Genomic DNA, 6,604 nt, shown 5'->3' on the forward strand with positions numbered 1-6,604 from the left:
CTCTGCAGGTCGCCCATTTTTTATTCACAGCTGGCATAGGACTCGTGTAGGAGCTGCCGCAGGCTGCGATCTTTTGCTCTTCACTGGCTCAACGCACCGAAGATCCCATGCACAATCTTCACCCGCTCGGCATTCGGATAATTCTTGTTCGCCAGAATCACGATGCCCATATCTTTCGACGGCACAAACGCCACATACGCACCGAAGCCGCTGGTGGAGCCGGTCTTGTTGTAAAGCACATCGGCCGCTTCCGGTTGTGGTGTGGCCAGCCATTTGACCTTGTGCGGCTCCGTCGCCATTTCCGTGCTGTTGCCGGCCAGCAGACGTTTGAGGCTGATCGGATAGCGGTACATTTCCCAGCCCAGACCCTGAGTCATGTCGCCGACGCTGTAATAGCCGGTGTGAGTGTTGGCGATGGCCTGTTGCAGCGAGGCTTCAAGGTTCTGCGGTTTCAGGTTGGCCTGCACGTAATGCAGCAGGTCGGCGGCGCTGGTCTTCACGCCGTAGGCTTGTGCATCGAGGGCGCCGGGGCTGACGCGCACGGGTTTATCGTTCTTGTCATAGCCTTGGGCGTAGAGCTTTTGTTCAGACGCGGGCACCGACAGATAGGTGTGGTGCAGGCCGAGTTTCGGCAGCAGGGTTTCGCTCATCGCCTGGTCGTAGGGCTGGCCGATGCTTTTCGCCGCCAGGTAGCCGAACAGGCCCAGGCTCGGGTTGGAATACAGACGCTGGCTGCCGGCCGGGAAGCGCGGTTTCCATTGTTGGTAATAGCCGAGCATCTTGTCCGCCGAGTCCCACTGGTCAGGGAATTGCAGCGGCAGGCCGCCGGCAGTGTAGGTGCCCAGTTGCAGCACGCTGATGCCGTCGAAGGCGCTACCGCGCAGCTCGGGCCAGAGCGTGCTGGCCTTGTCGGCGAGGTTCAGTTTGCCGGTCGCCTGGGCATAGCCGGCCAAGGTGGCGGCGAAGGTTTTGCTCACTGAACCGACTTCGAACAGGGTGTTTTCGCTGACTGCTTGCCCGGTGTTCTTTGCGGCGACGCCGTAGTTAAAGTAATGCGCTTTGCCATTAATCGTGATCGCCACCGCCAGGCCGGGGATCTGCTGTTGCTGCATCACCGGGGTTACGGCGTTGTTCACCACGGTTTGTAATTGCGCGTCGCCGGGCGTGGCGGCGATGCAGGCGCTGGCGCCGAAAAGCAGGCCGAAGGCGCTGCTGGAAATGACTTTGCTCGATTTGACGAAGGGCATGAGTGAACCACTCTCCATGAGTGTTGATGGCGTTATCCCGCTACACTGCGGGCGTTTTCTTGGTTGGGCGGCTGATCAGCGCCGCCAATTTAATCAGCGCGTGGCCAATCGACAAACGATGAAATTTCGCACGAGCCATTAGAAAAATTTGGGACTTGGCATGATTCGACCACAATTGCCGCTCAACGCACTGCGCGCTTTCGAAGCCTCGGCGCGGCACCTGAGCTTCACCCGCGCCGCCGTGGAGCTGTGCGTGACCCAGGCGGCGGTCAGTCATCAGGTGAAAAGCCTCGAGGCGCAACTCAACGTCACCCTGTTCAAGCGCCTGCCGCGAGGACTGATGCTGACGGGCGAGGGTGAAACCCTGCTGCCGGTGCTGACCACTTCGTTTGATCACATGGCGCAGATTCTCGAACGCCTGGCCGGTGGACAGTACCGCGAAACCTTGACCGTCGGGGCGGTGGGGACCTTCGCGGTCGGCTGGTTGTTGCCGCGGATGGCGGCGTTTCAGGCGAAGTATCCGCTGATCGATTTGCGCCTGTCGACCCACAACAACCGAGTCGATGTGGCTGCCGAAGGGCTGGATTATGCGATTCGATTTGGCGCCGGGGCATGGCACGGGATCGAGGCGACGCGGCTGCTCGAAGCACCGCTGTCGGTGTTGTGCGTGCCGGAAATTGCCCGGCAACTGCACACGCCGGGGGATCTGCTGCAACAGCGTTTGCTGCGTTCCTATCGCGCCGATGAATGGCCGGAATGGTTTCACGCTGCAGGCCTGGCGACCCACGCCGCGCCGCCGCAGAGCATCGTCTTCGACTCATCGCTGGCGATGATGGAGGCCGCGCTGCAGGGCAGCGGGGTGGCGCTGGCACCACCGTTGATGTTCGCCCGGCAACTGGCGGCGGAGGTGATCTGCCAGCCGTTTGCGATTGACATCACCACGGGCAGTTATTGGCTGACGCGGCTGCAGTCACGCCCGGAAACCGCGGCGATGACGGCGTTCAAACACTGGCTGCTGCAAATCTGCGCCTGACCCAAAACCCTGTAGGAGCTGCCGCAGGCTGCGATCTTTTGATTTTGTTTTTAAAAGCAAGATCAAAAGATCGCAGCCTGCGGCAGCTCCTACAGGTCCATCATCAGCAGAACATCAGCAGCGCGCCAGTAGGACATCGGCATCAGCAGAACATCAACGCACCAGACACGGCCGCTTGTTATCGAACGCCCAGCCCGGAATCAAAGACTGCATCGCCACGCTGTCATCCCGCGCGCCGAGGCCCATGCCTTTGTACAGTTCGTGGGCCCTGGCCACCTGGTCCATGTCCAGTTCCACGCCCAGCCCCGGTTTGTTCGGCACTTGCACACAGCCGTCGACAATTTGCAGTGGCGCCCTGGTCAGGCGCTGGCCGTCCTGCCAGATCCAGTGGGTGTCGATGGCGGTGATGTCGCCGGGTGCCGCCGCTGCGACATGGGTAAACATCGCCAGGGAAATATCGAAGTGGTTGTTGGAGTGCGAGCCCCAGGTCAGGCCCCATTCGTTGCACAACTGCGCGACCCGCACCGAACCCTGCATGGTCCAGAAATGCGGGTCGGCCAAGGGGATGTCGACCGACTGCAACTGAATCGCATGACCCATCTCGCGCCAGTCGGTGGCGATCATGTTGGTGGCGGTTTTCAGTCCGGTGGCACGGCGGAATTCAGCCATGACCTCGCGCCCGGAATAACCGTTTTCCGCGCCGCACGGGTCTTCGGCGTAAGCCAGTACGTGATGCTGGTCGCGGCACAGGCGAATCGCTTCTTTCAGTGACCAGGCGCCGTTCGGATCGAGGGTGATACGCGCCTCGGGGAAGCGTTCGGCTAGCGCGGTGACAGCCTCGATTTCCGCATCGCCGCTGAGCACGCCGCCCTTGAGTTTGAAATCCTGAAAACCGTATTTCGCCTGCGCCGCTTCGGCCAGGCGTACCACCGCTTCGGCGCTCAGGGCTTTCTCGTGACGCACGCGGAACCAGTCATTGTCGGCGTCCGGTTCGCTGCGATAGGCAAGGCTGGTTTCACGCTGGTCACCGACGTAAAACAGATACCCGAGCATCTTTACCTGATCGCGTTGCTGGCCTTCGCCGAGCAGCGCCGCGACCGGGACGTCGAGGTGTTGCCCGAGCAGATCAAGCAGGGCGGCTTCCAGCCCGGTGACCGCGTGAATGGTGATGCGCAGGTCGAACGTCTGCAGGCCGCGACCGCCGGCGTCGCGCTCGGCGAAGGTCTGGCGCACCTGATTGAGGATCTTCTGATAGTTGCCGATCGGGCTGCCGAGCACCAGGCTGCGCGCGTCTTCCAGCGTCTGGCGGATGCGCTCGCCGCCGGGCACTTCACCGACGCCGGTGTGGCCGGCGTTGTCCTTGAGGATGACGATGTTGCGGGTGAAAAACGGCCCGTGGGCGCCGCTCAGATTGAGCAGCATGCCGTCGTGACCGGCCACCGGAATCACCTGCATGTCAGTGATGATCGGCGCTTTGGCGGTGTCGTGTGCAGTCATGATTTTTATCCTTGCAAGACAGATTTCAGGCGTGTTTCGGCGCGGCGTCGGCCACGGCGATGTCGGTAGCGGGTTTCGGCGTGGTGCGTGCGAAGAAGACGATGATCGCGGCGATGATCGAGGTCGCGGCCAGACCGTAGAGGCCGCCCTGAATCGAGCCGGTGTGTTCTTCGAGCAGGCCGAAGGTGGTCGGCGCGACGAAGCCGCCGAGGTTGCCTACCGAGTTGATCAGCGCGATCACCGCGGCGGCGATTCGGGCGTCCAGATATGCCTGCGGAATCGGCCAGAACAGCGACGAGGCGGATTTGAAGCCCAGCGCGGCAAAACAGATTGCGACGAAGGCAAAGATCGGTCCGCCGGTGGTGGACATGAACATCCCCGCCGCTGCGATCAGCAACGCAGTGGCGACCCATGCCTGCTGATGTTTCCACTTGGCCGAGAAGGCGGCGAAGGTGTACATGCCGATGATCGACAGCAACCATGGAATCGAATTGAACAGCCCGACCTGGAAGTCGCTCATCTCGCCCATTTTCTTGATGATGCTCGGCAGCCAGAACGTCGCGGCGTAGATCGTCAGCTGGATGAAGAAGTAGATCAGGCAGAACAGGATGATTTGCCGGTCCTTGAGCAGTTTGCCCATTGATGGCCGGATCGGCGTCGCGGCTTCGCGGGCCTTCTGTTCATCGTCGATGGCCGTGACCAGCGCGTCCTGTTCGGCGCGGGTCAGCCATTTTGCGTCATGTGGTTTGGCGTCGAGCCAGAACCAGACGAACACGCAGAGCCCGACCGAGAACATCCCCTCGATGAAGTACATCCATTGCCAGCCGTGCATGCCCAGGCCGTTTATCTGCAAGAGCAGGCCGGACAGGGGGCCGGAGATCAGCGAGGCGACGGCCGAACCGCTGAGGAAGATCGCGATAGCCTTGCCACGTTCGGCGCCGGGTAGCCAACGGGTGAAGTAATAGATCACCCCCGGAAAGAACCCGGCCTCGGCCACGCCGAGCAGGAAGCGCAGGATGTAAAAGTGCGTTTCGTTCTGGATGAACGCCATGCCGGCGGCGACCAGACCCCAGGTGAGCATGATGCGGGTCAGCCAGATACGCGCGCCGACTTTCTGCAAAAGCATGTTGGACGGGACTTCGAACAGCGCGTAGCCGATGAAGAACAGACCGGCGCCGAAGCCGTAGGCGGCTGCGCCGATGCCCAGGTCGTGTTCCATGTGGGTGCGGACGAAACCGATATTCACCCGGTCAATGTAATTGACGATGAACATGATCACGAAGAGCGGCAGGACGTGGCGTTTCACTTTCGAAATGGCTGAGGCGAGTGTCGAGTCGACGCCCTCGTGCATCCCGGAGACGGAGGTTTTCACTTGGTTTTCTCCCACTGATTATTTTTATGCGGGGTAGGGCTGGGCGCTGCGTTGTTGATAGACATCATACAACTGAGATTTTTTGTCCTACAAGTGTGAGAAGCGATTAAATTTGTATGGAGGCTGGGTTTTTTATTTCTTTTTATCCGAATTCTCCCTGTTTGTTGGGTTTTTTATGCAGGTGCTGTCTAGTGCCTTGCGACGGAATACGATGAGGTTCGGCTCAGAATTGAGCCTGCACTGTACGAGGGCTTTCTGTTGTATTGAGTGTTGTCATACAAGTCGGAAGCGATTTCAGCGCTAAAATCAGTCTCGCCAGCCACGGCGCAATGCTACGATCCACAAGCCCCCGATCACCGGAATCGACCATGCAAGAAGACCTCGACGCCCCCGCCCGCAAACGTGCGCATAACCTGGCGCATGATCTGGTGGAGAAACTCAGCCAGAGCATCCTGCTCGGCCAGTTGTCGCCCGGCGACAAGCTGCCGTCGGAGAACGCCATCGTTCAGGAACACGGTGTCAGTCGCACGGTGGTGCGCGAAGCGCTTTCCAAATTGCAGGCGTCGGGGCTGGTAGAGACGCGGCACGGCATCGGTACTTTTGTCATCGAGCGTGCAGCCGAGCAGGGTTTGCGCCTGAATGTCGACACCGCGCTCGGTGTGCGCAGCATTCTCGAATTGCGCATGGGCCTGGAGACGCAGGCCGCCGCGTTGGCCGCGCTACGGCGCAGCGAGCAGCAATTGCAGCAGATGCGCCAGGCGCTGGATGATTATCAGCGTCTGCTCGACAGCAACGACAGCTGCGTCGAGGCTGACCGCCGTTTTCACCTGCTGATCGCCGAGGCCACCGGCAACGTCTGCTTCAGCGAAATCATGCAGCATTTGGGTAGTGCAATGATTCCGCGTCAGCGACTCAACGCGGTCGAGCGCGGTGCGGCAGATCTGAGCAAGCTGGGGCAACTGGCGCATCTGGAGCATGAAGCGATCCTTAATGCGATCAAACGTCAGGACCCGGACGCGGCGCGCGCCGCCATGTGGCTGCACCTGACCAACAGTCGCGACCGCTTCGTCGCTCAAGGCTGATGGCCGCTGGTCTGTCCGGTGAGCTGGAAAGGGCAGCGGACAAGGATGTGCCACCGGCGGATGAGCCGACACCGTTGTCGGATGATCGCAGGTAGTGAAAACCCGGCTTTGGGCCTGATGCCAATCAATTAAGAGTGAACGCTGTATCTGTGGCGAGGGGATTTATCCCCGATGGGCCGCGAAGCGGCCCCGCTCTTTGCCTGAAGAGCAGGGACTGCTTTGCAGCCCATCGGGGATAAATCCCCTCGCCACAGGCACAGCGTTCGCCTTAACTGACTGGATTTAGCCTTGGTGCCGGATTTTTTTGTCACCGGTCGGTGGGGATTGATGTTGGGCATGCCGGCCTCTTCGCGGGCAAGCCCGCTCCCACAGG

At 60.7% G+C, this 6,604-nt stretch carries 5 protein-coding genes; 2 read left to right on the forward strand and 3 right to left on the reverse strand.

The window, feature by feature from the left end; genetic code table 11:
* Positions 1-80 precede the first annotated feature (80 nt).
* A complete protein-coding gene (ampC, locus tag ACXR0M_RS26365) occupies positions 81-1,247 on the reverse strand; it encodes a class C beta-lactamase (RefSeq protein WP_458834548.1) in 1,167 nt (388 codons plus the stop codon).
* Positions 1,248-1,407: 160 nt separating this feature from the next.
* Between ampC and ACXR0M_RS26370 the strand changes: the two genes are divergently transcribed.
* A complete protein-coding gene (locus ACXR0M_RS26370) occupies positions 1,408-2,280 on the forward strand; it encodes a LysR family transcriptional regulator (protein ID WP_458834549.1) in 873 nt (290 codons plus the stop codon).
* 153 nt (positions 2,281-2,433) lie between these two features.
* On the opposite strand, the gene gudD is transcribed toward ACXR0M_RS26370, so the two are convergent.
* Complete coding sequence (gudD, locus tag ACXR0M_RS26375; protein ID WP_458834550.1) at positions 2,434-3,777, reverse strand: glucarate dehydratase; 1,344 nt, start codon at positions 3,775-3,777, stop codon at positions 2,434-2,436.
* A gap of 25 nt (positions 3,778-3,802) precedes the next feature.
* On the reverse strand, positions 3,803-5,149 hold the full coding sequence (locus tag ACXR0M_RS26380) for an MFS transporter (protein ID WP_458834551.1): 1,347 nt from the start codon (positions 5,147-5,149) through the stop codon (positions 3,803-3,805).
* Positions 5,150-5,517: 368 nt separating this feature from the next.
* On the opposite strand from ACXR0M_RS26380, the gene ACXR0M_RS26385 reads away from it, so the two are divergent.
* Complete coding sequence (locus ACXR0M_RS26385) at positions 5,518-6,231, forward strand: FadR/GntR family transcriptional regulator (RefSeq protein ID WP_458834552.1); 714 nt, start codon at positions 5,518-5,520, stop codon at positions 6,229-6,231.
* Positions 6,232-6,604: the final 373 nt, after the last annotated feature.

This window comes from Pseudomonas sp. Eth.TT006, assembly GCF_054456575.1.